The following is a 24,600-nucleotide window of genomic DNA, read 5'->3' as shown; positions in this document are numbered from 1 at the left end:
GGCTCCCGCGGCCGCCACGCCGCCCGCGGCTGCCGCTCCGGCGACGCAAGCCGCGGTGCCGGTTGGCCAAAAGGCGATCTTCTATGAGGAGCGCACCAGCACCGCGCAGGGTTCGGCCGAGCCCGGCAGCATCGTCTGGTCGCTGGTCCAGGAATCGCCCGGCGGCGACCTGCCGCCCGAGCCGGCGATCCGCGCCGAAGCGACCATCCCCGGCAAGGACATCCAGCTGCGCATGACCATCCGCCGCAACACCGACCAGACGCTGCCGGCCAGCCATATCATCGAGATGATCTTCCTGACGCCCGACGGCTTCGAAGGCGGCGGCGTCGACAACATCCTGCGCGTCGCCATGAAAAGCTCCGAACAGGATGCCGGCAGCCCGCTGATCGGCATTCCGGCCAAGATCGCCGACGGCTTCTTCCTTGTCGCGCTCAACGACACCAAGGCCGACGAGGACGCCAACATGACGTTGCTGCGCGGCCAGGACTGGATCGACGTGCCGGTCGTCTACAAGACCGGACGGCGGGCGCTGCTGACCATGGAAAAAGGCATACCCGGCGAGAAGGTGTTCGACGAGGCGATCAAGGCCTGGCAGGCCAAGACGGCGGGTTGAGGGGGCGGCCTAACGATCGCCTTCGTTCAGAAACCCTGGAACAGCATGTCGAGCGCGGCGACGATGTCGTCGTGATGCTTCGTCAGGTTCAGCCGACTTTCACTCAATTCAGTAGCTGGAACGGTGGCAATCAGGTGTGTCGCCATTACCAGCTTCCGGCCGCTGATCTCAAAAATAGGATGAAGCTTTCGCATCGGGGGTGGCACCATTGCAACCGGCAGCAGCGGCACGACTACCCGCGTCTTGAAATTGTCGAGCAGGTCGGATTGAACGTCGAGCAGATAATTGCCCTCGACGCGACTGGCAAAGACGTCGTAACGCGCCATCAGAACTGCCGATATTCTTCCAGCGGAATACCGTTCTTTTCGACATAGTCGTTCCACGCCTCCATTGTGGCGCGGTTCTCAAGTTTCCACAGCCGCGTTTTTTCCGCAGCTACCGCCTCCGCGATGCCCACTTCCGCAGCGCGCGAGACATTGACGTCAAGCCCTTTGGCTTCTCTCATGAGGTTCGAATCGATCGACAGGTTTGCTGGCTGACGGATCGCATTCAAGGCAATCTTTCGCATGGCGACCTCCGCAACATGCGCATAATATATGCGCATACCCGCATCATGGCAAGCAACACCAATCGCGGTTAGCGAGACCTAGCCTTCCATTTCCTCGCGCAGCATCTCCAGTTCCAGCCACTCTTCTTCCAGTGCGGCCAGCGTAGCGCGTTCCTTGTCGAGGGCGGCGATGGTCTTTTGGAACGAGGCTGGATCGCGCTCGTAATAGGCCGGATCGGCGATGTTGTTTTCAAGCCGCGAGATCGAGGCGGTCACCGCCTCGATTTTCTTGGGGAGCGATTCCAGTGCGAATTTCTGCTTGAACGACAGCTTCTTCGCCGGCCCCTTCGGTGCCACGGGCTCGCTCTTGCCCGGTGCCGGCATATCGCCGACCTCCGCCTTGGCGCGCGCCTTGCGGTCGTCGAGCCTCGTGCCGCCGCGTTGGGCCAGCATGTCGGAATAGCCGCCGGCATATTCGACCCAGCGGCGGCCGCCGTCCGGCGCGATGATGCTGGTGACGGTGCGGTCGAGGAAATCGCGGTCGTGGCTGACCAGGATGACGGTTCCGGCGAAACCGGCGACCAGTTCCTGCAGGAGTTCCAGCGTCTCCATGTCGAGATCGTTGGTCGGCTCGTCGAGCACCAGGAGGTTCGCCGGCCGCGCCAGCACGCGCGCCAGGATCAGCCGCGCCCGCTCGCCACCGGACAGTTCGCGCACCGGCGTGCGCGCCTGTTCGGGCTTGAACAGGAAATCCTTCATGTAGGAGACGACATGGCGCTGCTCGCCATTGATGACGAGGTTTTCGCCGCGCCCATCGGTGAGGTATTGCGCCAGGGTTTCCTGCGGGTCGACCGCTTCGCGCTTCTGGTCGAGCGTGGCGATTTCGAGATTGGTGCCGAGCCGGACCGAGCCTGCATCCGGCGTCAGTTCGCCGGTCAGCATCTTCAAAAGCGTCGTCTTGCCGGCGCCGTTCGGCCCGACGAGGCCGACGCGGTCGCCGCGCTGGATGCGGGTCGAGAACCCCTTGACGACGGTGAGATCGCCAAAACTCTTCTCGATGTTCTTGGCTTCGATCACCAGCTTGCCGGATTCGGCGGCGTCGCTGGCCACCATGGTCGCCGAACCCTCGGCGCCGCGATGGCCGCGAAAATTCTTGCGCATGGTCTGCAACTCGCCGAGGCGGCGCATGTTGCGCTTGCGCCGCGCCGTTACGCCATAGCGCAGCCAGTGCTCCTCGCGCACGATCTGGCGGCCGAGCTTGTGCTGCTCGCGCTCTTCCTCTTCCAGCACCTGATCGCGCCATTCCTCGAAATGGCCAAAACCCTTGTCGAGCCTGCGGGTCTGGCCGCGGTCGAGCCAGATGGTGGCGCGCGAGACGCGTTCGAGGAAACGGCGGTCGTGCGAGATGACGACGAGTGCCGACGAGGTGCGGACAAGCTCTTCTTCCAGCCACTCGATGACCGACAGATCGAGATGGTTGGTCGGCTCATCAAGCAGCAGGATGTCCGGTTCCGGCGCCATGACGCGGGCAAGGGCGGCGCGCCTGGCCTCGCCGCCGGACAGATCGTTCGGCCGCTCCTCGCCCGTCAGGCCGAGATGCTCCATCAGATAGCTGGCGCGGTAGGGATCATCGGCGGGGCCGAGGCCTGCCTCGACATAGGCGCGGACCGTCGCGAAGCCTTCCATGTCGGGCATCTGCGGCAGATAGCGCACCGTCGCCGACGGTTGGCGGAACACCTCGCCGTCCTGCGGTTCGATCAGGCCGGCGGCGATCTTGAGCAGCGTCGACTTGCCCGAGCCGTTGCGGCCGACCAGCGCGATCTTGTCGCCGGCCGAAGCGGTCAAGGCGGCGCCATCGAGCAGCGGCGTGCCGCCGAAGGTCAGTTTAATCCCGTCGAGATTGAGAAGAGGCGGGGCCATGTCAGCTTTCGGGCAAGGGATAGGGATGAGCGAGCAGCAGCGCGCGGCCATGGCCGAGCGCGATTTCGAGGCCCCCCCTGACCTCGTTGGAGATGGTCAGCGATGAACCGAAGGCCACCTCGACATGGTTCAGCGGCCATTTGGCGCCGGTGACGGTCAGGCCGGCGAGGTCTGAAAAGCCGAGGATCGAAAACAGCGTGCCGTCGGCATAGTCGAAGCCCGCCTTTCCCAACAGCAAGGGCACGCCTTCCTGGGCGCCGCTGGTCAGCACCACTCCGGTGCCGGTCTCGGCCAGCCGCAGGGCGAGCGACAGATGCAGGAAAGCATGGTCGGCCCGTTTGCCGCCGAAAGCGCCTGCCAGCACCAGCCGGGTCGCGCCGCGCGCGAGCGCGGCGGCGATCGCCAGTTCGCCATCGGTCTTGTCCTTCTCCGGCGGAAAGGTCTGGCGGGGCACGGCGGCCAGATCGTCAGGCAGATTGGCCGGCACCGAATCGAAATCACCCACCCAGAGTTCCGGGACAAGGCCGAGCAGCCGCGCATGGCCGATGCCGGCGTCGGCGGCGATCACGCGGCAGCCTTCGATCTGGCGGTCGAGCCGCGGCGTGCGGATGAGATCGCCGCCAAGCAGGATGGTGAATGTGCTCATATCGTGTGGCCCTTACCAGCCCGACACGCGAAACGGAAGGCGGCAAACTCCCACTTGCGCGGTTCATTGGCCCGGCCTATGTGTCGAAACGCTCTAACGGGGTGCCGGACGCGATCTTCGCGGACCGGCTGAGAGGCAGTCTCGCCAACCCGCTGAACCTGATCCGGTTTGTACCGGCGGAGGGATTAGACGTTTCGGACAGTCCGACGCCTCAATTCCTTTCAACTCGAACGAAGGAGGCGCCGATGCGCACGCTTTTATACTCTCTTGTCTCGGCAGCGGTTCTGGCGCTGTCCGGGCCGGCCTTGGCCAAGGACAAGCTCACCGTCTACACCTATGAAAGCTTCACCGCCGACTGGGGTCCAGGCCCCGTGGTGAAGAAGGAATTCGAGGCCGAATGCGGCTGCGATGTCGAGTTCGTCTCGGTCGCCGACGGCGTGGCGCTGCTCAACCGCGTCAAGCTCGAAGGGGCCTCGACCAAGGCCGATATCGTGCTCGGCCTCGACACCAATCTCACCGCCGACGCCAAGGCGACAGGCCTGTTCGCGCCGCATGGCGCGGTCAGCGACGTCAATGTGCCGGGCGGCTGGAGCGACGATACTTTCGTCCCCTTCGACTATGGCTACTTCGCCGTCGTCTATGACACGCAGAAGCTGAAGACACCGCCCAAAAGCCTTAAGGATCTGGTCGAAGGCAGTGCGGACGACAAGATCGTCATCCAGGATCCGCGCACCTCGACGCCGGGTCTCGGCCTGCTTTTGTGGGTGAAGTCGGTCTATGGCGACAAGGCACCGGAGGCCTGGGCCAAGCTCAAGGCGAAGGTGCTGACGGTGACGCCGGGCTGGAGCGAGGCCTACGGCCTGTTCACCAAGGGCGAGGCGCCGATGGTGCTGTCCTACACCACGTCGCCGGCCTATCACATGATCGCCGAGAAGACCGAGCGCTACCAGGCGGCGTCCTTCGAGGAGGGCGAATACCTGCAGATCGAGGTTGCCGGCATCACCACCACGGGCGCCAAGAACCCGCTGGCGGCAAAGTTCATGGCCTTCATGACCAGCCCGAAGTTCCAGGACGCTATCCCCGAGACCAACTGGATGTTCCCCGCCGGCAAGACCGACAAGCCGCTCAACCCGGCCTTCGACAAACTGGTCAAGCCGACCAAGACCTTGCTGTTCAGCCCGCAGGAGGTCGCCGCCAACCGCAAGGCCTGGGTGGACGAATGGCTTTCGGTGATGAGCAAGTAGGGTTCAAGTCTCGTCGGATGTTTGCGCCAAGCCGCCCCCCTCTGGCCTGCCGGCCATCTCCCCCTCAAGGGGGGAGATTGGCAGTTTTGGCGCCTAGCCAAGTCCAGCAGCATTGGAGAATAGCGAAAGCCTCCGCGTGCGCAATCTCCCCCCTTGAGGGGGAGATGTCCGGCAGGACAGAGGGGGGTGGGCTCGGCCTTCGCCAGGTATTTCCTTCGATCGATACCCACCACAGTGTTGGGTAGCGCGAAATGCATACGCGCCACCCCACCGACCCCCGCGTCAGCGCCGGCATCATCGCGCTTTCCGCGATCGCGCTGCTGATCGGTGGCGCGTTTACCGGGTTGCTCGTCGAAGGCGCTGACGATTTCTCCGGCGCTTGGGCGGCCTTCGATCCCTATCTGCTGCGCGTCGTGCGCTTCACGCTCTGGCAGGCCGCCCTTTCGACACTTCTGTCGGTCATGCCGGCGCTGTTCGTGGCGCGTGCGCTGTCGCGGCACCCGCTCTTCCCGGGCCGCGCCTTCATGCTGCAGCTCTTCGCCGTGCCGCTGGCGTTGCCGGCCATCGTCGCGGCGCTCGGGATCCTGGCGCTTTACGGCCGCGCCGGTTATTTCGCCGGCCTGTTCGGCGCGGTCGGCGGCCAGGGCTGGCCAGGCATTTACGGCCTGTCCGGCATCCTCGTCGCCCATGTCTTCTTCAACCTGCCGCTCAGCACGCGGCTGTTCCTCGAGGCACTGCAGACCATTCCTGCCGACCAGTGGCGGCTGGCGAGCCAGCTTGGCATGGGCGCGGGGCCGGCGTTCCGGCTGATCGAATGGCCGACGCTGCGCGCCGCCTTGCCCGGCGTCGCCGGGCTCGTCTTCATGCTCTGCATTACCTCCTTCACCATCGTGCTGACGCTCGGCGGCGGACCAAGCGCGACGACGCTGGAAGTCGGCATCTATCAGGCGCTGCGCTTCGATTTCGATCCCGCGCGGGCGGTCGCGCTGACGCTGCTGCAGATCGCCTTGACCTTCATCGTGGTGCTGACGCTGACGCGGCTTGGCACCAATATCGTCGGCGACACCAACCTGCCGGTCGCACCGCGCCGTTATCTCTCCGTCAACCGGACCGAGACCTGGCTGAACGCGGCGCTCATCGTGCTGGCGCTGCTGTTCGTTGCCGGACCGATGGCGGCCACGGTGATCGCCGGGCTTGGCGCCGATCTCGGCCGGCTCGCCGGCGAGGCCGCAGTCCGGCAGGCGACGCTGACGAGTGCGGTGCTGGCCTTCCTATCGGCGCTGCTTTCGGTGATGCTGTCGCTGGCCTTGACCATGGCGCGCCGGGCGCTGGCGCTGAACCGCCGCTCTGGGCCAAGGACGCTGCTCGAACACGCCACCGATACCGGCGCGGGGTTCGTCCTGGTCGTGCCGCCGATCGTCATCGGCGCCGGCTGGTTCCTGCTGCTGCGCCATGCCGGCGATGTCTTCGCCATCGCCCCGATCATGGTCGTCACCGTCAATGCGGTGATGGCGATGCCTTTCGCGTTGCGCGCCGTCCGTCCCGCCTATGATGCGGGCAGCGAGCGTCACGAACGGCTCTGCGCGCAGCTCGGCATGGCTGGCTGGGCCAGGCTGCGGCTGGTCGACTGGCCGTCGCTGCGGCGGCCGCTCGCCACCGCCTTCGCCTTCGCCATGGCGCTGTCGCTTGGCGATCTCGGTGTCATCGCGCTGTTCGGCAGTGATTCCGTGCAGACATTGCCCTACCTTCTGCTGGCGCGCATGGGCAGCTACCGCACCGCGGACGCCGCCGGCCTGGCACTGTTGCTCGGCCTGGTTTGCCTGGCGCTGGTCCTGGCAGCGGACCGGCTGGGAAAAGGAATGGCCCGCGATGTCTGACGGGGCGATTGGCAGGAAAGACGGGGCGATTGGCAGGAAAGACGGGGCGATTGGCAGGAAAGGTGTTCCGGTGCGGCTGGATAAGGTTTCGTTCAGCTATGGCGAGGCGCCGCTTGCCTTCGATGTCGCGTTCGCGGCGGCGGAAATCACCGCCATTATGGGGCCGAGCGGCTCGGGCAAATCGACGCTGCTCAACCTGGTCGCCGGGTTCGAGACGCCACGCTCCGGCCGTGTGCTGATCGGTGGGGCCGATGTCGGCGGAGCGCCTCCGGCGGCGCGGCCGGTGTCGATGGTGTTCCAGGAAAACAACCTTTTCGCTCATCTCAGCGTCGAGCAGAATGTCGGGCTCGGCCGCTCGCCGTCGCTGCGGCTGACCGAGGCCGACCGCGCGGCGATTGCCGACGCGCTTGCGCGCACCGGCCTTGCCGGCAAGGAACAACGCTTACCGCGCGAACTCTCTGGCGGTGAGCGCCAGCGCGTCGCCCTGGCCCGCGTGCTGGTGCGCGATCGTCCGGTGCTGCTGCTCGACGAACCCTTCGCCTCGCTCGGGCCCGCTTTGCGCGACGACATGCTCGATCTGGTTGCCCACGTCCATGCCGACCATGGCATGACGGTGCTGTTCGTCACGCACCAGCCGCAGGATGCCTGCCGGATCGGCCAGAATGTAGTGTTTCTGGACAATGGCGCCGTCGCGGCCACCGGCTCCGCCGCCGATTTCTTTGCCGGGGCTGGTCCCGAGGCGTTCCGGCGCTATATCGGTGCCGGTGCTGGGGATGCCGTATCACGAGATATTGCCCGGAAGCGGACATAATTTACGGTCAAACCGGCTTCGGGCGAAGTGGCGCTTGCTTGCCATGGCAGACGTAGTGTGGCTAGGTCCGCCCTATTGGTCCGGCACAGGCCGTGATTTGCCTACAGCATCCGCCGCACGCCCCCGAGGGACGTGTGACGGATGCTGTAGTAGTTTGTTTGCGCATGACAATTCCGAAGATCGCCCCCGATTTTCGCGGTCATGCGCCGGGACCCGAAAGGAAGCCGTTCTGGCGATCGGCGTTGACAGACCAAGATGGAACCCGCTGGCGCGCTTTCTGGCGCTGGCCGGTTTTGCCGTGGCGCTCGCAAGCTGCCAGATGTTCACACCTCCGGCAGTCCAGGAATCCGGCTTCCAGCCGTCCGACAGGCCGATCACGGTCGACAATGTCGGCGCCAACAACAAACTCGCCGAACTGGCCAAGGCGCAGCATCCGCGCATCCTGGCGACCTATGGCGGGGAATATTCCGATCCCAAGCTCGAGCGCATGGTCGCCAAGGTGGTCGGCAGCCTGACCGTGGTGTCGGCCAATCCGACCCAGACCTACCGCATCACCATCTTGAATTCGCCCAACGTCAACGCCTTCGCGCTGCCGGGCGGTTATCTCTACATCACGCGCGGCCTGCTGGCGCTGGCAAACGATTCGTCCGAACTCGCCGCGGTCATCGCGCACGAGATGGGCCACGTCACCGCCAACCACGGCCTGCAACGCCAGCAGCTGGAGGCCGAGGAAGGCCTGGCGACCAAGGTCGTCTCGGACGTGCTCGGCGACAGCCCGACCGCCAAGGCAGCACTGATCCGCGGCAAGCTCAGGCTGGCGCAGTTCTCGCGCAACCAGGAACTGGAAGCGGACGCCATCGGCATCAAGTCGATTGGCGAAGCCGGCTATGATCCATACGCCGCCGGCCGGTTCCTGCAGTCGATGTCGGCCTATACCGATTTCCGCTCGATCAGCGGCGCCACCGATGCCAGCCTCGACTTCCTGGCGACACACCCCAACACGCCGCAGCGCATCGACCTGGCGCAGCGCCATGCCCGCCAGTTCGGCGCGCCCGGCGTCGGCACGCGCGACCGCGATTCCTTCCTCGCCGGCATAGACGGCCTGCTCTACGGAGATACGCCGGAGGAAGGCTATGTGCGCGGCGAGACCTTCCTGCATCCGGGCCTCGGTGTGTCATTCACGGTGCCGGATGGCTTCATCATCGACAATTCCGCGGCAGCGGTGACGGCGACCGGGCCGGGTGACATAGCCATCCGCTTCGACGGCGTTTCGATCGACAAGAACCGCGCCTTGACCGACTACATCCGCAGCGGCTGGGTCGCCGGTCTCGACGACAGCACCGTCAAGCAGGAAACGATCAACGGCAACGAGGCGGCGACCGCGCATGCCGGCGCCGAAGGCTGGCAGTTCGACATCGCGGTGATCCGCGCCGGCGGCCAGGTCTACCGGCTGCTGACCGCGGCCCCCTCGGCCAGCACCTCGCTCGACACGGTGGCACGCTCGGTCAGCGGGTCGTTCCGTATACTGAGCCCTGCTGAAAAAGCGGCCCTGAAGCCGCTGCACATCCGCGTGCTCACCGTGCAGCCGGGACAGACCATGGGCTCGCTCGCCGCGCAGATGGTGGGCGTCGACCGCAAGCTCGACCTGTTCCGCGTGCTCAATGCGCTGTCGCCGGGTGCCGCTGTTTCGGCCGGTGACAAGGTCAAGATCGTTACCGACAAGTAAGAGCCGGCTTCGCGATCAGGCGGCTGTCGCCAGGAACTCCGGATTCTGCTTCACCAGCGCGACCTTGAGCTTTTCCATGGCGCGGGCCTCGATCTGCCGTACGCGTTCCTTGGAAATGCCGAGCGTTTCGCCGAGTGCCTCAAGCGTCGCACCCTCGTCGCTGAGCCGGCGTTCCTCGATGATGCGCAGTTCGCGGGCGTTGAGGGCGGCGAGAGCCGCTTTCAGCCAGACGGAGCGGCGCGCGACATCGATGCGGTCGCTGACGACCTCATCGGGCAGCGGATCGTCCGAGACCAGGAAATCCATCCGCTCGGTGGCGCCCGCATCGTCGGCCAGCGGCACGTTGAGCGAGGAATCCGGAGCCGACAGCCGCGAATCCATCATCGCCACATCGGCTTCGGAAACACCAAGCGCAACCGACACTTCGCGATACAGGGTTTCGTTGGAGAGCGGCTCGGCGCCGTTTGCCAAGCGGGCACGCAAGCGCCTGAGATTGAAGAACAGAGCCTTTTGCGCGGAACTCGTGCCGCCGCGCACGATCGACCAATTGCGCAGGATGTAGTCCTGCATCGAGGCTCGGATCCACCATGTCGCATAGGTCGAGAACCGCACCTCGCGTTCGGGCTCGAAGCGCGCGGCGGCCTCGAGCAGGCCGACATGGCCTTCCTGGATCAGGTCGCCAAGCGGCAGGCCGTAATGGCGGAATTTGGAAGCCATGGAAATGACCAGCCGCATATGGGCGACGGTGATGCTGTGCAAAGCGTTCTGGTCGTTGTCTTCTTTCCAGAGCAGGGCCAGCCGATGCTCCTCGTCACGCTCCAGGTAGGGGGCCTTCATGGCCGCGCGGACCATGGTCCGTCCTGCCGTGTCTTCCATCATGAGGCACTCCCTGGCTCAGGCGATGCGAATAACGAACTGGCAGGGCGTCGGGTTGAAATCGCGGCGTCGTGCCCTAGAACAGCCAAAACTGCCATGCGCGAGAAAAGTTCCGCCCGCGCGGGCAGGCGAGCGGTATCATCCGGGCGATTTCGCAGCGGTTGCCTGGACCATCAGGATGCTGCGAATAAGTCTCCTTCGGAGAATGCGGTTTCAGAAATCCATCATTTTTGAAATCTCGTTCCTTATTTTTTCGACCTGCATCTGTCATTTTCCAGCCCTCACAACATGCCGGGTTGCCGGCCAAGGACGGGATCACAGAAAAATGAAATGGCTCAAGTCGCTCATCATCGCCGGAACGCTGCAAGCCCTGGCTGTCGCATCGGGCCATGCCGGCGCCAATCTCGACCAGATCAAGCAGGCCGGGGTCATCAAGGTGGGCACGGAAGGCACTTACGCACCCTTCACCTATCATGACGCTTCCGGCGCGCTGGTCGGCTTCGATGTCGAAATCGCCAAGGCGATCGGCGACAAGCTCGGGGTGAAGGTCGAGTTCCTCGAGGGCAAGTGGGACGGGCTGATCGCCGGCCTCGACGTCAACCGTTACGATGCCGTCATCAACGAAGTCGGCATCACCGACGCCCGCAAGGCCAAGTATGATTTCTCCGACCCCTACATCGCGTCCAAGGCGGTGCTGATCGTGCGCGGCGACAACACCGACATCAAGACCTTCGCCGATCTCAAGGGCAAGAAGTCGGCGCAGTCACTGACCTCGAATTTCGGCAAGCTGGCCGAGACGAACGGCGCCGAGCTGGTCGGCACCGATGGCTTCGACCAGTCGATCCAGCTGCTTTTGACCGGCCGTGCCGACGCCACCATCAACGACAGCCTGTCGTTCCTCGACTTCAAAAAGCACAAGCCCGACGCCAATGTGAAGATCGCCGCGCAAGAGGAAAACGCCGACTATTCCGGCGTCATCGTGCGCAAGGGCGATCCCGAGCTGGTCGCCGCGATCAACAAGGCGCTGGCCGACATCAAGGCGGACGGCACCTATCAGAAGATCGCCGACACCTATTTCGGCCAGGACGTTTCGAAGTAAGTTTTCCTGGGATGGGCCGGTTGCCGGCCCGTGCGATGCATCCAGCGGCGAGCCGTCTTTGACGGTTTGCCGCTTTTGTCGTGATATGGCTGACGTCTAGCATTCTGGAGGGTCTTTCGTGCCGCACTGGCTGCAACTGATGCTGGAGTCGCTGCCTTCGCTGCTGTGGGCCGCGCTGATCTTCACCGTGCCGTTGACGCTGCTGTCCTTCGTGCTTGGCCTGACGGTCGGCTTGGGCGCGGCGCTCGGCCGGCTGTTCGGACCCAAGCCGCTGGTCGCGCTCGTCCGCTTCTATGTCTGGATCTTTCGCGGCACGCCGCTCCTGGTGCAGCTGTTCCTGATCTTCTACGGCCTGCCGTCGGTCGGCATATTGCTTGATGCCTTCACCGCGGCGCTGATCGGCTTCACGCTCAACATCGGCGCCTACACGTCGGAGATCATCCGCGCCGCCATCGGCTCGGTGCCGAAAGGCCAGTGGGAAGCCGCCTATTCGATCGGCATGACCTGGAGCCAGGCGATGCGGCGCACCATCCTGCCGCAAGCCGGCCGGGTCGCGGTGCCGCCGCTGTCCAATACCTTCATCTCGCTGGTCAAGGACACCTCGCTGGCAGCCGCCATCACCGTGCCGGAGATGTTCCAGGCGGCGCAGCGCATCGTCGCCACCACCTACGAGCCGCTGATCCTCTATGTCGAGGCGGCAATCCTATATCTGGCGATGAGCTCGGTGCTGTCGGCCCTGCAGACGCGGCTGGAGGAACGGCTCAACCGCTATGGCGGCTTCCTGGAGGCACGCTCATGATCGGCCTCACCGACATCGAAAAGCGCTTCGGCGACAATCTGGTGCTGAAGGGTGTGACCGTCGCCATCGACGAAGGCAGCGTCACCGCACTTGTCGGCCCTTCGGGTGGGGGAAAAAGCACGCTGTTGCGCTGCATCAACCTTCTGGAGATCCCGACATCGGGCACGGTGCGCATCGGCGACGAAACGCTGGAATTCCGCCCGGGCATCAAGGTGGCGACCGCCGATATCAGGCGCCTGCGCCTGCAGACCGGCATGGTGTTCCAGAATTTCCAGCTGTTTCCGCACCGCACCGCGATCGAGAATGTCATGGAAGGCCTGGTGACGGTGCTGAAATGGTCGCCGCAGAGGGCGCGCGAGCGGGCGCTGGCGCTGCTGGAGAAGGTCGGCATGGTGCACAAGGCCGATGCGTGGCCGGCGACGCTGTCGGGCGGCCAGCAGCAGCGCGTGGCCATTGCCCGGGCACTGGCGCCGTCGCCGAAAGTGCTGCTCTGCGATGAGCCGACCTCGGCGCTCGATCCGGAATTGGCACAGGAGGTGGTCGACGTGCTTGGCAAGCTCGCCAGCGAGGGCACGACCATGGTGATGGCGACGCATGACCTGCGCCTCGCCTCCAAGATCGCCCAGGAAGTGGTCTTCCTCGATGCCGGAATTATCGTCGAGAAGGGGCCGTCTGCAGTGCTGTTCGGCAATCCGGAGCGCGAACGGACCAAGCGGTTCATCGCGACGCTGAAGCAGGAGGCGGAGAACGAGGCTAAGGGGTGAGTCTTCTACTTCCCCCCTTGTGGGAGGTCGGACCGAAGGTCCGGAGGGTAGGCGCTGCCCCCCACCCCGCTGCTTTGCAGCGACCCTCCCCACAAGGGGGGGTAAGCAAAAACCCGGCGCGAGGCCGGGTTTTTCAGAACTCGAAGATTCAAAGGCTCAGGCAGCTTCTTCCTGCTCGGCTTCCTCGTTGTCGGCCTTGGCGCCGCGCTTAGGGCCCTTGTTGAGATTGACCTCGATCAGGCGCACGGCTTCGGTTTCCGACATGCGGTTGACGGCCGCGATCTCGCGGGCCATGCGGTCGAGCGCCGCCTCATAGAGCTGGCGTTCGGAATAGGACTGCTCCGGCTGATTGTCGGCACGGTAGAGGTCGCGCACGACTTCGGAGATCGAGATCAAGTCGCCCGAATTGATCTTGGCATCATATTCCTGGGCGCGACGCGACCACATGGTGCGCTTGACGCGGGCGCGGCCCTGAACGACCTTCAGCGCGCGCTCGACATAATCCTCTTCCGAGAGCTTGCGCATGCCGATGGAGGTCGCCTTGGCGACCGGCACCTTCAGGCGCATCTTGTCCTTCTGGAAGTCGATGACGAACAGTTCCAGCTTGTGACCGGCCACTTCCTGCTCATCGATCGACACGATCTGGCCGACGCCGTGCGCCGGATAGACAATGTACTCACCGGTCTTGAAACCATGACGCGCGCCGGTGGACTTCTTCTGCGGGGTGATCGTAGCCATTACGCCGTGAACTCCTTGTTGTGGTGCCGGCGTCCTGCCGGCCCGAACTCGTGCGATCGGGGGACCCGATCCTTAGCCGCACAACAGATGAACCCATCGGAAAAGCCGGACCGGCAAACCGCACAGATTGCGACCGCCTGGCCCAGATCGCTCTGGTCCGGAATGGGATTTTCACCTTTCAGTGATTTGGGGCGTCTGCGCCATAAATCGACGTGTGTCACCGGCATGTTTGGCTGATGTAACACAAAAAGTCGGAAGAATCAAGGTTTTGCTGCGTAAGCGAAGGCCACAGGTCCATGCCGCCTGTCAAGACGATCAATGCGGCATGGCTCTTACCTTGGGTAATACCGGCCTTCGCGGCCGGCTTGTCAATCGCCTTCGCCGGGCTCGGCGGAGAAGTATTTCTCGAATTTGCCAGCCTCGCCGTCGAAGGTTTTAGCGTCGGCCGGCGGCTCCTTCTTGGCGGTGATGTTAGGCCATTTCTCGGCGTATTCGGTGTTGATCTGCAGCCATTTGTCGAGGCCCGACTCGGTGTCGGGCTTGATCGCGTCGGCGGGGCATTCCGGCTCGCAGACGCCGCAATCGATGCACTCGTCGGGATGAATGACGAGCATGTTCTCGCCTTCGTAGAAACAGTCGACCGGACAGACCTCGATGCAATCCATGTATTTGCATTTGATGCAGTTGTCGGTCACGACATAGGTCATCGGTCGGCTCCGGGACGTCCCAGCTCTATTGGGCCAGTTTTGTTGGGCTTTTTCCGTGAGGTAACGCCTTTGTCCGTCGCTTGCAAGGGCAGCCATGCCCAGCGGCATCGGCGTTTCCGGAATGAAATTCCAGCACGCCGGGCGCAGAAGGGCATTTGGTCTCCTGTTTGCCGGGTCCGGTTTCCGTCTGGCGTCTGTCGCCGTGCCAAAACGATAGCAGGCGCGCTTGGTCACAACCTCTTGGGCGACAAGCCTCAATCTTCGCCGAGCAAGCGGTCGGTCTGGCGGCGCTCCCGTTTGGTCGGGCGGCCGCTGCCGGCCTCGCGCAGCGCCGGGATGGCATCGGGCACGCTGTCGGCCTTCGGCGTGGGCGGCGGCGACATGTCCTCGTAGAGGGTACGGGCCTCTTCGGCCGGGCCGCGCCGCACACCGGCGCCGAGCACCTTCCAGACGAAAATGCGCCGGTCGAGCGTGATGGTCAGCACGTCGCCCGGCTTGACCAGATCCGAGGCCTGCGCTGCTTTGTCGCGATTGATACGCACGCGGCCGGCGACCACCAGCTTCGCCGCCAGCGAGCGCGATTTCACGGCCCGCGAGAAGAAGAGCCATTTGTCAATGCGCTGGCGGCCTTCAGCAACCATCGAAGCGCTATCTCTTGGTCTAGGGGCCTACTTCTTCAGCTGGTCGCGCAAGGCGGCGAGCTTGGCGAAGGGTGAGTCCGGATCGAAGCGGACCGGGCGTTCCTCGCGCGGCTTTGGTTGGAAGACGGGTTTCGCGCTTCCCTGATCGGGGCGACCGCCCTTGCCTTCGGGCCTGCCGCCCTTCCAGTCGGGCCGGCCGTCGCGGCGTTCTGGACGCTCGCCTTGCGGGCGGCCGTCGCGGCGCTGTTCACCTTCGCCCTGCGGCTTGGGCTTGAACTTCGAGCGGTCGAAGCGCGGTTTGCCGGCGCCGTCGCGGCGGCCTTCATGGGCCGGGCGCTCGCCTGGCGTGCCTGTCGGCTGGGCGCCGACGGCATCGGCCGGTGCATTGCCTCGGCCGCGCGCCTGGCCGTTGCGCTGGCGATTGTTGCGGCCCTCCTGATGACGGGGGCGCTGGTCGAAACGGCCTTGACGCCACAACAGGATCGGCTTGGGTGCCTCGGCTTCGGCGGGCTCGCTGGCCTCACCCTCCCCCTCGTGGGGAGGGTCGGCGCGCAGCGCCGGGGTGGGGGGAGCGCCAGTACCGTCAGCACCGCCTGCAAGGGATTCATCAGCTCTAAATGCGTCGTCGGCGCCATCACCCCCACCCGCGTCGCTTCGCGCCGCGACCTCCCCCATCGAGGGGGAGGTGAGGGCGTCGGCGCTTTCGGTGACAGCGACGTCAGCGATGGCTTCCGCTATTGCAGGAACCTCTTCCGTAACTTCGGCGGGAGCTTCGGTTGGCTCTTCCGCGACAGGTTCTGCGGCTGTTTGCGCAATGGCTTCGGCCGGAGCTTCGACCGCCGCCGGCTTAGAATCTTCGACCGCGGCTTCGGCGGCTGCATTTGTTGCGGCGGCTTCGGCTGCCTTGGCCTGTTCGGCGCGTGCGGCCTCTTCCGCCGCGAGCTTGGCGGCTGCCGCTTCGCGCGCGGCATTGTCCTGCGCCTCCAGCCGTGCCTTGACCTCGGCCGCCGGCTTGGGCTCGGCGCGGTAGCCGAGGCCCTTCAGGATCTCTTCCATGTCGTCGGCGGTCGCGCCGAGGATCGACATCATCGGCGGCGTCACCATGAAGGATTGGCCGTCATAGGCGCCGTCCGGCCGCTGGCCAAGGCCGGGCTTCCAGTTGGTCGCCGGACGGATCAGGTCCGCCAGCCNCCAGCCGCTCCAGAATATCGATGCGCACGGCGCGGCGGCCAAGATTGCGGTAGCCGGCAAGCTTGTAGAAGGCCTTGTCGAAGGCCGGATCGATGACCACCGAGGTGCGGCCCGATGCCAGCGCGTGGACCACGTCGCCAAAGCCGGGCTTGTCCTTGCCGTCGTTCTTCAGCGCCCACAGCAAGGTCACCAGTCCGGCCGGTGCCGGCTTGATCAGCGCCGGCACGAAGACATGGTAGGCGCCGAAGCGCACGCCAAGCCGGCGCAATGCCGCACGGCCTTCCTGGTCGAGCGACTTCATCTCCTCGGCGATGTCGCGGCGGTTGATGAGGCCGAAGTTCTCGACGAGCTGGAAGGCGATGCCACGGCCGATGCCGGAAATCTGGTCGGCATTCTTCAGATCGACCAGTGGCTTCAGCAGCGTTTCGATCTGGAAATTGACGAACCGTTCGGCACGCGCGGCGACCTTGTCGCGCGCCGGGCCGGTCAACTGTTCGTCGGCCAGCAGCACCAGGCGCGGCTTCAGCGCGTCCTCGCCTGAAACCAGCGTGCCGATCGGTGCGCCTATCCAGCGCAGCGTGCCGTCCGAACCAAGCGCAAGGTCGCCGTTGGCGCAGGCGCCGAAGCGTTCGGCGCGCGCCTCGAATTCGGCGGCCAGCGCCTTTTGCGCGGCGGTGCGCACGGCTTTGGCGTCTTCGCCACCGGCCGTCTGGTCGGCGGTGAAGCGGAACCCTTGCAGCTCGCCGACATGATGGCCTTCGACAAGGACGGTTCCGGTAGGACTGATTTCGGCTTCAGGCATGGTATTTTCTCTAAGGCGCCGCATGAGGACGGAAGTCCTGCGGTCTACGAAGCGTTTCGTCAACCGCTCATGCAGCGCATCCGACAATCTGTCTTCGATTTCGCGCGTCTTTTCCTGCCAGTGTGCCTGATCGGCCAGCCAGCCGGGCCGGTTCGACACGAATGTCCAGGTGCGGATCTGGGCAATGCGGTGCGACAGCGTGTCGATGTCGCCCTCGGTGGTGTCGGCGCGGCGTACCTGCTCGGCCATGTAATTCTCGTCGACATGGCCATGCCGGGCGAGGTCCATGTAGATCGAGGCGATGAGGTCGGCATGCTGGGCCGGCGCGATCTTGCGGTAGTCGGGGAGCGCGCAGGCCTCCCACAGCAGCGCCACGCGCCTGGCATCGGTGGCCAGCGCGCGGATGTCGCCGTCGCGCGACAGATATTCGAGCGCCTGTGCGTCGACCGCCGGCAGCGCGCGCGTCAGGCCCTCGACCGGGGCGTTGGTCTCGATCGAGCGCTTCAGCGCGTCGAGGCTGGCGAAGTCGAAACGTGCGGTGCGCCACTGCAGCACCTTCACCGGATCGAATTCATGGCCCTCGATCTTCTTGACCAGTTCTTCGTCGAGCGGATCGACCTGGCCGGTGACGCCAAAGGTGCCGTCGCGCAGATGCCGGCCGGCGCGGCCGGCGATCTGGCCAAGCTCGGCCGCCGTCAAATTGCGGTACTGGTAGCCGTCGAACTTTCGGTTCTGGGCAAAGGCGACATGGTCGAGATCGAGGTTGAGACCCATGCCGATAGCATCGGTGGCGACGAGATAGTCGACATCGCCGGACTGGAACAGCGCCACCTGAGCGTTGCGGGTGCGCGGCGACAGCGCGCCGAGCACGACGGCGGCGCCACCTTGCTGGCGGCGGATCAACTCGGCGATGGCATAGACCTCATCGGCGGAGAAGGCGACGATCGCGGTGCGACGCGGCAGCCGGGTCAGCTTCTTGGAGCCGGCATAGGCGAGATGCGACAGCCGCGGCCGGGTCACCACCGAGACGCCCTTCAGCAGCCGCTGCAGGATGCCATGCATGGTGGCCGCGCCAAGCAGCAACGTCTCCTGGCGGCCGCGCAGATGCAGGATACGATCGGTGAAGATGTGGCCGAGATCGGAAGAGCACACGTCTGNTATGGCGACGAAGGCGGCATCGGTCTCGCGCGGCATGGCCTCGACGGTGCAGACCGAATATTTAGCGCCTTTCGGCTGGATCCTCTCCTCGCCGGTGATCAGCGCCACCTTGTGGGCTCCGACCTTTTCGCAGACGCGGGTGTAGACCTCCCGCGCCAGCAGCCGAAGCGGCAGGCCGATGATGCCGGTCTCATGCGCCACCATGCGCTCGATGGCGAGATGGGTCTTGCCGGTGTTGGTCGGCCCAAGCACGGCGGTCACGTCGCGGCCCGACAGGATCAGCGGCTTGGTGTGTTTCGGCTGGATGTTCATCGGCTCGGAAATAGGGCTTTCTGGCCTCTCATTGTCGGGAGCGTGCCCTGGACGGCGCGTATGACAGGCGACACATAGGGATTTCGGGCGCGAAGCGAAAGCGGAATGTTCCACCGTCGGCTCGAAGGCGCCTTTGTCAAGCTCCCGATCGGTTGCGGATTAAGAGTTGGAACGAGTCTGGAACGAATCGGCGACGAATCGCTGACTCCGTCAGATTCAGCTTTTGTTCACGGCTACATATGGATTTTGTGACGATGAGTCTCACCACATGCTGAATCGTTGAACTGGCCCGTTTTATGCTAGGTGGCCTCCGTCGTTAATCTTTGCCGGCAAATGAGGAGAGCGGCTCGATCCGCCCCACTCAAGGTTATGGGATTGTTAATCTTTCTGAATTGATCGTTAAAGCATTGCGGATGATTTCGGGCCGTTAATGTTAACTTCCGCTCAAAGCCGGAACGAATCGGCGACAAAACAGCGCCGACGGTACTTTCCCCTTTTGTTCTCCCAATATCTTGTGTTGTGAACAGCTTATCCACCGAGAATCCACAGGCCTGGCGACGGGTTTTGCACAGATGCCGCTGCCGCCATTAACCTTTGCGTGCCGGATTGGATCATCGTGCTGGAACGAGGCATTTTGCTGCGACAGCATATCAACGAAAAACGGACCGGTTTCCCGGTCCGCCCGGGTTTTCGTTGTCCCAGCTTGTCTCGCTGAAACCATCGCCTCAGGTGAAATACTGACCGCCATTCGCGGTGAGGGTCGAACCAGTGATGAAGCCGGCATCCTGCGAAGCCAGGAAAACGACACAGCGCGCGATCTCTTCCGGTTCGCCGAGGCGGCCGACGGGGATCTGCGGGATGATGCGCTCGTTGAGCACCTTCTCGTCGATCGCCTTGACCATCTCGGTGGCGATGTAGCCGGGGCAGATGACGTTGACGGTGATGCCCGCGCGAGCCCCCTCCTGAGCGAGGGCCTTGCTGAAACCGATGTCACCGGCCTTGGCTGCCGAATAGTTGACCTGGCCGGCCTGGCCCTTCTGGCCATTGATCGAGGAGATGGTGATGACGCGGCCGAACTTGCGGTCGCGCATGCCGCTCCACAGCGGGTGCGTCATGTTGAAAACACCGGACAGATTGGTGTCGATGACCTCTTTCCACTGCTCGCGCGTCAATTTGTGGAACATGGCGTCGCGGGTGATGCCGGCATTGTTGACCAGCACCGAGACCGGGCCGAGATCGGCCTCGACCTGTCTGATGCCGACGGCACAGGCATCATAGTCGGCGACCGACCATTTGTAGACCGGAATGCCGGTCTCGGCCTTGAACTTCGCCGCCGCCTCGTCGTTGCCGGCGTAGTTCGCGGCAACCGAATAGCCGGCGTTTTTCAATGCGATCGAAATCGCGGCGCCGATGCCGCGCGATCCACCCGTGACGATTGCAACCTTGGTCATGCGCTCCCTCCCTTTGGTCGGGAGAGCGAATAGGGAGTAGCGAATAGCGAGTAGGGATCAAATGTCCCGTCGCGCTGACGCCATTCTTCCCTATTGGCTGCTCCCTATTCGCTAGTCACTTCTCTTTGTTAGAGCGCTTCCACGCACATGGCGACGCCCATGCCGCCGCCGATGCACAGGGTGGCCAGGCCCTTCTTGGCGCCACGGCGGCGCATCTCGAAGACCAGCGTGTTGAAGACGCGGGCGCCGGATGCACCGATCGGGTGGCCGATGGCGATGGCGCCGCCATTGACGTTGACGATCGAAGGATCCCAGCCCATGTCCTTGTTCACGGCGCAGGCCTGCGCGGCAAACGCCTCGTTGGCCTCGACGAGGTCGAGATCGCCGACCGACCAGCCGGCCTTTTCCAAGGCCTTGCGCGAGGCGGGAATGGGTCCAGTGCCCATGATCGCCGGATCGACGCCGGCCGTTGCCCAGGATGCGATGCGCGCCAGCGGAGTGATGCCGCGCCTGGCGGCTTCCGCCTCGCTCATCAGCAGCGCGCCAGCGGCTCCGTCATTGATGCCGGACGCGTTGGCGGCGGTCACCGTGCCGTCCTTGTCGAAGGCCGGCCTCAGCTTGGTCATGGCATCGAGCGTCGCGCCGTGGCGGATATACTCATCCTGGTCGACAATGGTGTCGCCCTTCTTGCCCTTGATGGTGAAAGCGACGATCTCGTCCTTGAACTTGCCGGCCTTCTGGGCGGCCTCGGCCTTGTTCTGCGAGGCGAGCGCGAAATGGTCCTGGTCTTCACGCGTGATCTGGAACTGGCGGGCGACGTTTTCGGCGGTGTTGCCCATGTGATAGCCGTTGAAGGCATCCCATAGCCCGTCCTTGATCATGGTGTCGATCATCTTGTAGTCGCCCATCTTGACGCCGGCGCGCAGGTGCTGGGCGTGCGGCGACATCGACATCGATTCCTGGCCGCCGGCAACGATCACCTTGGCGTCGCCGGTGGCGATCTGCTGCATGCCGAGCGCGATGGCGCGCAGGCCCGAGCCGCAAACCTGGTTGAGGCTCCAGGCTGTGGTTTCCTTCGGCAGGCCGGCCATGATCGAAGCCTGGCGGGCCGGGTTCTGGCCCTGAGCCGCAGTCAGCACCTGACCGAGGATGACCTCGTCGACCTCGGCCGCTTCGACACCGGCGCGGGCCAGCAATTCCCTGACGACAACAGCGCCTAGCTCATGCGCCGGAGTGGCGGCAAAGGCGCCGTTGAAGGAGCCGACCGCGGTACGCGCGGCGCTGGCAATGACTATGGAAGCGGACATTTTCTTCTCCAGACTTCATGAGTTTGTTCTGCCGTTGAGGACTTTTCTTGCCCTTTCCCAATCCCAAGTCAAACCGGAAATGGGCATGGCGCCCATGCGCCGCAAGCAGGCCGCGCATCGGCGTGACGGCAGGGCGGGCGCTGCTGCGCAAAATATTTTGCCTGCTATGCAGCAATATATGATCCCGCACTGCACAAACTGCTTGGAATTATGAGGCTTTTGCGCATATCCTTAAAAAGGGCGCAATCGTTACCGGCCGCTTACTCAGGCGCGCCGGTGTCCGGGGAGGATGCAGATGGCCGCAAAAGACGATCCGATTGTTATCAAGAAATACGCCAATCGCCGCCTCTACAATACGGGGACGAGCACCTATGTGACGCTCGAGGATCTGGCCGAGATGGTCAAGAAGGGCGAGGAGTTCACCGTCCAGGACGCCAAGACCGGCGATGACATCACGCATCCGGTGCTGACCCAGATCATCTTCGAACTGGAGAACAAGGACGGGCAGAACATGCTGCCGATCCCGTTCCTGCGCCAGCTGATCGCCTTTTATGGCGACCAGATGCAGATGATCGTGCCGAGCTTCCTCGAACAGTCGATGATCGCCTTTTCCAAGGAGCAGGAGCGCTTCCGCGAGCAGATGAAAGGCGCCATCGGCAAGTCGCCGCTCGACGTGATGAAGATGGCGACCCCGATCAAGGCGCTGGAAGAACAGACGCGCCGCAACATGGAAATGTTCCAGAACGCGATGCGGCTGTTCACACCATTCCCGCCCGCGGGCTCGGCGCCTGCCGCGGCTCCCGCCGAGCCGGCCAGGAAGGAAGCGCCGGAGAAGCCCGACGACCTGCAGCAGCTCAAGGACCAGATCGCTGCCATGCAGCGCAAGCTCGACACGATGTCGTGAGCGCTGTCATTCACGCAATCTACGGCAGCAATCCCTCATAGCGGCCGCGCGGCCTGATGATGCTGCCGCTCACGATCTGTTCGACCACGTGCGCGGCCCAGCCGACGCTGCGTCCGAGTGCGAACAAATGGAATGGCGCATCGCGGGGCAAGCCAAGACTGCGCGTCAGCACGGCCAGGGCGAAATCGATATTCGCTGAAGCGCCGGTCGCGGCCATGGCGGCGGTTTCCAGCGATCGCAAGGTCTCGTCGGTGTCGTCGATGGCCGCCAATAGTGCCGTGGCGCGAGGATCGCCCTCGGGATAAAGCGGATGGCCGAAGCCCGGCAGCGGCAGGTCGTGGCCGAGCCAGCGCCGGATCGTGGCATCGGCGCCGTGCCGTGCCGCATCGTCGGCAAGTTGCATCACCGCTTCGCTGGCGCCACCGTGCCGGGGGCCGGAAAGCGTTGCCAGGCCCGCCAGCAGGCAAGCGGCAGGCGAGGCTCCGGTCGAGGCCGCGACGCGGGCGGCGAAGGTCGATGCGTTGAGTTCGTGGTCGGCGAGCAGCACAAGGGCGCGCCGGATTGCTTCCGCACCGCCATCATCCACCGACCAGCCCCGGGCCAATCGCCGATGCAACGGGTCGGATCCCGGCGAGGCACCAATGGCGCCGGCCAGCACGCCGATCGCGCGCGCGGCATCGGCGCAGAGCGAGGCGGCGCTGCGTCCAAGCGAGGGCCGCCCCTGGCCGGCAAGCGTGGCAAGGTGCGCGAAGGCCGGGACCCGGCCAAGCTGGCCGGAGGCATCCGACGCCTGCGCTTCGAAACTCACCGGTTCTGGCCGGGCCCAAAGCAGGGCGGCAGTTTCCTCCAGCNCTCCAGCGTGGCATGTTCGCAGAGCGCAACGGCGTCCCGACCCCGATAGACGAGCCTACCATGCCAAACGGTCGAGATCGCCGTTGCGATCGACGGCTCGCCCCAGGCGATGGCGCTTTCGGCGATGGCCGAGGGGCTGCGTCCGCGCGCCCTTCGCGTCGCCAGCGCCGCCACATCGTCGGCGCGGTACTGGCTGCGGCGCGGATCGGCACGGTCGGGCCGCATGCCGATGCGCCCGCGGCTGACATAGGCGTAGAGCGTCTGCGGCCGCACCTTGAGCCGTTCCAGCGCCTCTTCCCGTGACAACCATTCGGACATGTGAGCCTGACATTGATTCTGTTGATCAAGATTGATGCCTGTGTCGCCCACCCTTATCTCCCATGCGCAAAAGCTTCAAGGAGACAGCTATGGCGAATGGGCTCGATGACGTGGTGGCGGCCGAAACAATCCTGTCGGACGTGGATGGCCTGGGCGGCCGCCTGACGATCCGCGGCCATTCCTTGCCGGAATTGGCGGGACGATGGACCTATCCGCAGGTCGTCCGCCTGCTGCTGGACGGTTTCTTCGACGACCTGCCCGGCGATGCCGAACTGGCGGCGAGCTTGGGCGAGGCACGCGTCGAGGTGTTCGATCGGCTCCAGCCTTCGCTGGTGCTGCTGGCGCCGCTCGACGTCTACAGTGCCATGCGCGCCGGCATGGCGCTGCTGCCGGACGGCGAGACACTGAAGGATGCCTTGCGGCTGATCGCGGCGCCCGCGGTGCTGACGCCAGCCCTGTTGCGCCTGCAGCGCGGCGAGCAGCCGGTTGCGCCGGACGGCAAGGCCGACCATGCCGCCGACATGTTGAGGATGCTCAGGGGTTCCGTCCCGCCACCGGCATTGGCAAAGGCGCTGGATACCTATCTGGTGACGGTCTGCGACCACGGCCTCAATGCCTCCACCTTTGCCACCCGCGTCGTTGCCTCGACACTGGCCGGGCTGACCTCATCGGTGCTTGCCGGCCTCGGCGCGCTCAAGGGCCCGCTGCATGGCGGCGCGCCCGGCCCGGTGATCGAGATGCTCGATGCCATCCAGGCGCATGGCGCCGCGGCCGGCTGGCTGCGCGACGAGATCGCACATGGAAGGCGGATCATGGGGTTCGGCCATCGCATCTACCGTGTGCGCGATCCGCGTGCCGACGTGCTGAAGGGCGTCGTGCGGCAGATTGGCGGCGAGGGCGAGACCGGCCGCCGGCTGGCCTTCGCAGAAAAGGTCGAGCAAACGGCACTCGATGTGCTTCGGCTCGCCAAGCCGCAACGCTCGCTGCAGACCAATGTCGAGTTCTACACGGCGCTCGTGCTGGAGGCCGCGGGCTTTCCGCCAAAAGCCTTCAGCAATGTCTTCGCCGCTGGGCGCGTCGCCGGCTGGATCGCCCATGCGCGTGAGCAGCAAACGACCGGCCGGCTGATCAGGCCGCAATCGCGCTATGTAGGGCCGGTGCCGAACCTCGTCGCCTAAGCCTCCTGTCTGTTTTAAAAGACGCCTCTTCTTCGCTTTGCAGCGGAGAGGCTTCTGCGCATGACCGAAATTTCATGTGATCACGCGACCGTGTTCGTGTTCTTGCCTTGGTCCGCCCT

Annotated in this window: 20 protein-coding genes, 3 pseudogenes and 1 riboswitch; of the genes and pseudogenes, 11 read left to right on the top strand and 12 right to left on the bottom strand. The window is 64.6% G+C overall.

Annotation, left to right across the window (positions count from 1 at the left end; genetic code table 11):
- A pseudogene (locus tag X741_RS158460) lies at positions 1-613 on the top strand (hypothetical protein); the annotation flags it as partial.
- A 26-nt stretch (positions 614-639) separates the two neighbouring features.
- On the opposite strand, the gene X741_RS158465 reads toward X741_RS158460, so the two are convergent.
- The 4 genes from X741_RS158465 to X741_RS158480 form a co-directional block, all read right to left on the bottom strand.
- Positions 640-939: a CcdB family protein gene (locus X741_RS158465; protein ID WP_023776983.1), complete on the bottom strand. Its 300-nt coding sequence runs from the start codon at positions 937-939 to the stop codon at positions 640-642.
- Complete coding sequence (locus X741_RS158470) at positions 939-1,181, bottom strand: type II toxin-antitoxin system CcdA family antitoxin (RefSeq protein WP_023776982.1); 243 nt, start codon at positions 1,179-1,181, stop codon at positions 939-941. The genes X741_RS158465 and X741_RS158470 overlap by 1 nt, the downstream gene beginning before the upstream one ends.
- 78 nt (positions 1,182-1,259) lie before the next feature.
- Complete coding sequence (locus tag X741_RS158475; protein WP_023776981.1) at positions 1,260-3,080, bottom strand: ABC-F family ATP-binding cassette domain-containing protein; 1,821 nt, start codon at positions 3,078-3,080, stop codon at positions 1,260-1,262.
- Position 3,081: 1 nt separating this feature from the next.
- On the bottom strand, positions 3,082-3,726 hold the full coding sequence (locus X741_RS158480) for a thiamine diphosphokinase (protein ID WP_023776980.1): 645 nt from the start codon (positions 3,724-3,726) through the stop codon (positions 3,082-3,084).
- An 87-nt stretch (positions 3,727-3,813) separates the two neighbouring features.
- Positions 3,814-3,928: riboswitch (TPP riboswitch) on the top strand.
- Between the two features lie 43 nt (positions 3,929-3,971).
- Here X741_RS158480 and thiB point away from each other — a divergent pair.
- From thiB to X741_RS158500, 4 genes are all read left to right on the top strand, one after another.
- Positions 3,972-4,970 carry a thiamine ABC transporter substrate binding subunit gene (gene thiB, locus X741_RS158485; RefSeq protein ID WP_023776979.1) on the top strand — a complete coding sequence of 333 codons (999 nt, stop codon included), beginning with the start codon at positions 3,972-3,974 and terminating at the stop codon, positions 4,968-4,970.
- A gap of 251 nt (positions 4,971-5,221) precedes the next feature.
- Positions 5,222-6,847, top strand: a complete 1,626-nt coding sequence (gene thiP / locus X741_RS158490; protein ID WP_023776978.1) for a thiamine/thiamine pyrophosphate ABC transporter permease — start codon at positions 5,222-5,224, stop codon at positions 6,845-6,847.
- The gene (gene thiQ, locus X741_RS158495) at positions 6,840-7,658 is read left to right on the top strand and encodes a thiamine ABC transporter ATP-binding protein (protein WP_051410425.1); all 819 of its coding nucleotides are present in this window, start codon (positions 6,840-6,842) and stop codon (positions 7,656-7,658) included. The genes thiP and thiQ overlap by 8 nt, the downstream gene beginning before the upstream one ends.
- A gap of 319 nt (positions 7,659-7,977) precedes the next feature.
- Positions 7,978-9,384, top strand: coding sequence for a M48 family metalloprotease (locus X741_RS158500; RefSeq protein WP_224686885.1), 1,407 nt, complete (start codon positions 7,978-7,980; stop codon positions 9,382-9,384).
- Positions 9,385-9,399: 15 nt separating this feature from the next.
- Here the strand turns inward: X741_RS158500 and X741_RS158505 are convergent, their stop codons facing one another.
- Entirely contained in the window at positions 9,400-10,263 is an 864-nt protein-coding gene (locus tag X741_RS158505) for an RNA polymerase factor sigma-32 (RefSeq protein ID WP_023769392.1), read from the bottom strand.
- A 322-nt stretch (positions 10,264-10,585) separates the two neighbouring features.
- On the opposite strand from X741_RS158505, the gene X741_RS158510 reads away from it, so the two are divergent.
- From X741_RS158510 to X741_RS158520, 3 genes are all read left to right on the top strand, one after another.
- Positions 10,586-11,359 (top strand): amino acid ABC transporter substrate-binding protein, encoded by a 774-nt coding sequence (locus X741_RS158510; RefSeq protein WP_013892561.1) that lies wholly within the window; start codon positions 10,586-10,588, stop codon positions 11,357-11,359.
- 118 nt (positions 11,360-11,477) lie between these two features.
- Positions 11,478-12,158, top strand: a complete 681-nt coding sequence (locus X741_RS158515; RefSeq protein WP_013892562.1) for an amino acid ABC transporter permease — start codon at positions 11,478-11,480, stop codon at positions 12,156-12,158.
- Positions 12,155-12,922, top strand: coding sequence for an amino acid ABC transporter ATP-binding protein (locus tag X741_RS158520; RefSeq protein ID WP_023776975.1), 768 nt, complete (start codon positions 12,155-12,157; stop codon positions 12,920-12,922). Before X741_RS158515 ends, X741_RS158520 begins: the two co-directional genes overlap by 4 nt.
- A 156-nt stretch (positions 12,923-13,078) precedes the next feature.
- On the opposite strand, the gene X741_RS158525 is transcribed toward X741_RS158520, so the two are convergent.
- The 6 genes and pseudogenes from X741_RS158525 to X741_RS158545 form a co-directional block, all read right to left on the bottom strand.
- Positions 13,079-13,660 (bottom strand): CarD family transcriptional regulator, encoded by a 582-nt coding sequence (locus X741_RS158525; protein ID WP_010911999.1) that lies wholly within the window; start codon positions 13,658-13,660, stop codon positions 13,079-13,081.
- A 368-nt stretch (positions 13,661-14,028) separates the two neighbouring features.
- Entirely contained in the window at positions 14,029-14,367 is a 339-nt protein-coding gene (fdxA, locus tag X741_RS158530; RefSeq protein ID WP_013892564.1) for a ferredoxin FdxA, read from the bottom strand.
- Between the two features lie 254 nt (positions 14,368-14,621).
- Positions 14,622-15,008: an RNA-binding S4 domain-containing protein gene (locus tag X741_RS158535; protein WP_023776973.1), complete on the bottom strand. Its 387-nt coding sequence runs from the start codon at positions 15,006-15,008 to the stop codon at positions 14,622-14,624.
- A 27-nt stretch (positions 15,009-15,035) separates the two neighbouring features.
- A pseudogene (locus X741_RS01000000166405) lies at positions 15,036-18,471 on the bottom strand (helicase-related protein).
- 725 nt (positions 18,472-19,196) lie between these two features.
- Complete coding sequence (gene phbB, locus X741_RS158540; RefSeq protein WP_023776972.1) at positions 19,197-19,922, bottom strand: acetoacetyl-CoA reductase; 726 nt, start codon at positions 19,920-19,922, stop codon at positions 19,197-19,199.
- Positions 19,923-20,050: 128 nt separating this feature from the next.
- Positions 20,051-21,229, bottom strand: a complete 1,179-nt coding sequence (locus tag X741_RS158545; protein ID WP_023776971.1) for an acetyl-CoA C-acetyltransferase — start codon at positions 21,227-21,229, stop codon at positions 20,051-20,053.
- On the opposite strand from X741_RS158545, the gene X741_RS1000000169645 reads away from it, so the two are divergent.
- Both X741_RS1000000169645 and phaR read left to right on the top strand, forming a co-directional pair.
- Positions 21,216-21,443 carry a hypothetical protein gene (locus X741_RS1000000169645; RefSeq protein ID WP_156937858.1) on the top strand — a complete coding sequence of 76 codons (228 nt, stop codon included), beginning with the start codon at positions 21,216-21,218 and terminating at the stop codon, positions 21,441-21,443. The two genes, X741_RS158545 and X741_RS1000000169645, sit on opposite strands and share 14 nt — an antisense overlap.
- A gap of 81 nt (positions 21,444-21,524) precedes the next feature.
- Positions 21,525-22,133: a polyhydroxyalkanoate synthesis repressor PhaR gene (phaR, locus tag X741_RS158550; protein ID WP_013892569.1), complete on the top strand. Its 609-nt coding sequence runs from the start codon at positions 21,525-21,527 to the stop codon at positions 22,131-22,133.
- Between the two features lie 19 nt (positions 22,134-22,152).
- Here the strand turns inward: phaR and X741_RS01000000166400 are convergent.
- Positions 22,153-23,303, bottom strand: a pseudogene (locus tag X741_RS01000000166400) (citrate synthase).
- Between the two features lie 89 nt (positions 23,304-23,392).
- On the opposite strand from X741_RS01000000166400, the gene X741_RS158555 reads away from it, so the two are divergent.
- Positions 23,393-24,481, top strand: coding sequence for a citrate synthase/methylcitrate synthase (locus X741_RS158555; RefSeq protein ID WP_023776970.1), 1,089 nt, complete (start codon positions 23,393-23,395; stop codon positions 24,479-24,481).
- Positions 24,482-24,600: the final 119 nt, after the last annotated feature.

The organism is Mesorhizobium sp. LNHC221B00 (assembly GCF_000502935.1).
Classification (GTDB): domain Bacteria; phylum Pseudomonadota; class Alphaproteobacteria; order Rhizobiales; family Rhizobiaceae; genus Mesorhizobium; species Mesorhizobium opportunistum.
This window is presented reverse-complemented; position numbering and strand designations above follow the sequence as displayed.

Excerpts from the sequence above, each read along its gene's own strand:
- thiQ (WP_051410425.1), top strand. The coding sequence starts at position 6,840 with ATGTCTGACGGGGCGATTGGCAGGAAAGACGGGGCGATTGGCAGGAAA.
- X741_RS158475 (WP_023776981.1), bottom strand. The coding sequence starts at position 3,080 with ATGGCCCCGCCTCTTCTCAATCTCGACGGGATTAAACTGACCTTCGGC.
- X741_RS1000000169645 (WP_156937858.1), top strand. The coding sequence starts at position 21,216 with ATGGAAGCGGACATTTTCTTCTCCAGACTTCATGAGTTTGTTCTGCCG.
- X741_RS158465 (WP_023776983.1), bottom strand. The coding sequence starts at position 939 with ATGGCGCGTTACGACGTCTTTGCCAGTCGCGTCGAGGGCAATTATCTG.
- X741_RS158510 (WP_013892561.1), top strand. The coding sequence starts at position 10,586 with ATGAAATGGCTCAAGTCGCTCATCATCGCCGGAACGCTGCAAGCCCTG.
- phbB (WP_023776972.1), bottom strand. The coding sequence starts at position 19,922 with ATGACCAAGGTTGCAATCGTCACGGGTGGATCGCGCGGCATCGGCGCC.
- X741_RS158555 (WP_023776970.1), top strand. The coding sequence starts at position 23,393 with ATGGCGAATGGGCTCGATGACGTGGTGGCGGCCGAAACAATCCTGTCG.
- X741_RS158520 (WP_023776975.1), top strand. The coding sequence starts at position 12,155 with ATGATCGGCCTCACCGACATCGAAAAGCGCTTCGGCGACAATCTGGTG.
- thiB (WP_023776979.1), top strand. The coding sequence starts at position 3,972 with ATGCGCACGCTTTTATACTCTCTTGTCTCGGCAGCGGTTCTGGCGCTG.
- thiP (WP_023776978.1), top strand. The coding sequence starts at position 5,222 with ATGCATACGCGCCACCCCACCGACCCCCGCGTCAGCGCCGGCATCATC.
- phaR (WP_013892569.1), top strand. The coding sequence starts at position 21,525 with ATGGCCGCAAAAGACGATCCGATTGTTATCAAGAAATACGCCAATCGC.
- X741_RS158470 (WP_023776982.1), bottom strand. The coding sequence starts at position 1,181 with ATGCGAAAGATTGCCTTGAATGCGATCCGTCAGCCAGCAAACCTGTCG.
- X741_RS158500 (WP_224686885.1), top strand. The coding sequence starts at position 7,978 with ATGTTCACACCTCCGGCAGTCCAGGAATCCGGCTTCCAGCCGTCCGAC.
- X741_RS158545 (WP_023776971.1), bottom strand. The coding sequence starts at position 21,229 with ATGTCCGCTTCCATAGTCATTGCCAGCGCCGCGCGTACCGCGGTCGGC.
- X741_RS158505 (WP_023769392.1), bottom strand. The coding sequence starts at position 10,263 with ATGATGGAAGACACGGCAGGACGGACCATGGTCCGCGCGGCCATGAAG.
- X741_RS158525 (WP_010911999.1), bottom strand. The coding sequence starts at position 13,660 with ATGGCTACGATCACCCCGCAGAAGAAGTCCACCGGCGCGCGTCATGGT.
- X741_RS158535 (WP_023776973.1), bottom strand. The coding sequence starts at position 15,008 with ATGGTTGCTGAAGGCCGCCAGCGCATTGACAAATGGCTCTTCTTCTCG.
- X741_RS158480 (WP_023776980.1), bottom strand. The coding sequence starts at position 3,726 with ATGAGCACATTCACCATCCTGCTTGGCGGCGATCTCATCCGCACGCCG.
- fdxA (WP_013892564.1), bottom strand. The coding sequence starts at position 14,367 with ATGACCTATGTCGTGACCGACAACTGCATCAAATGCAAATACATGGAT.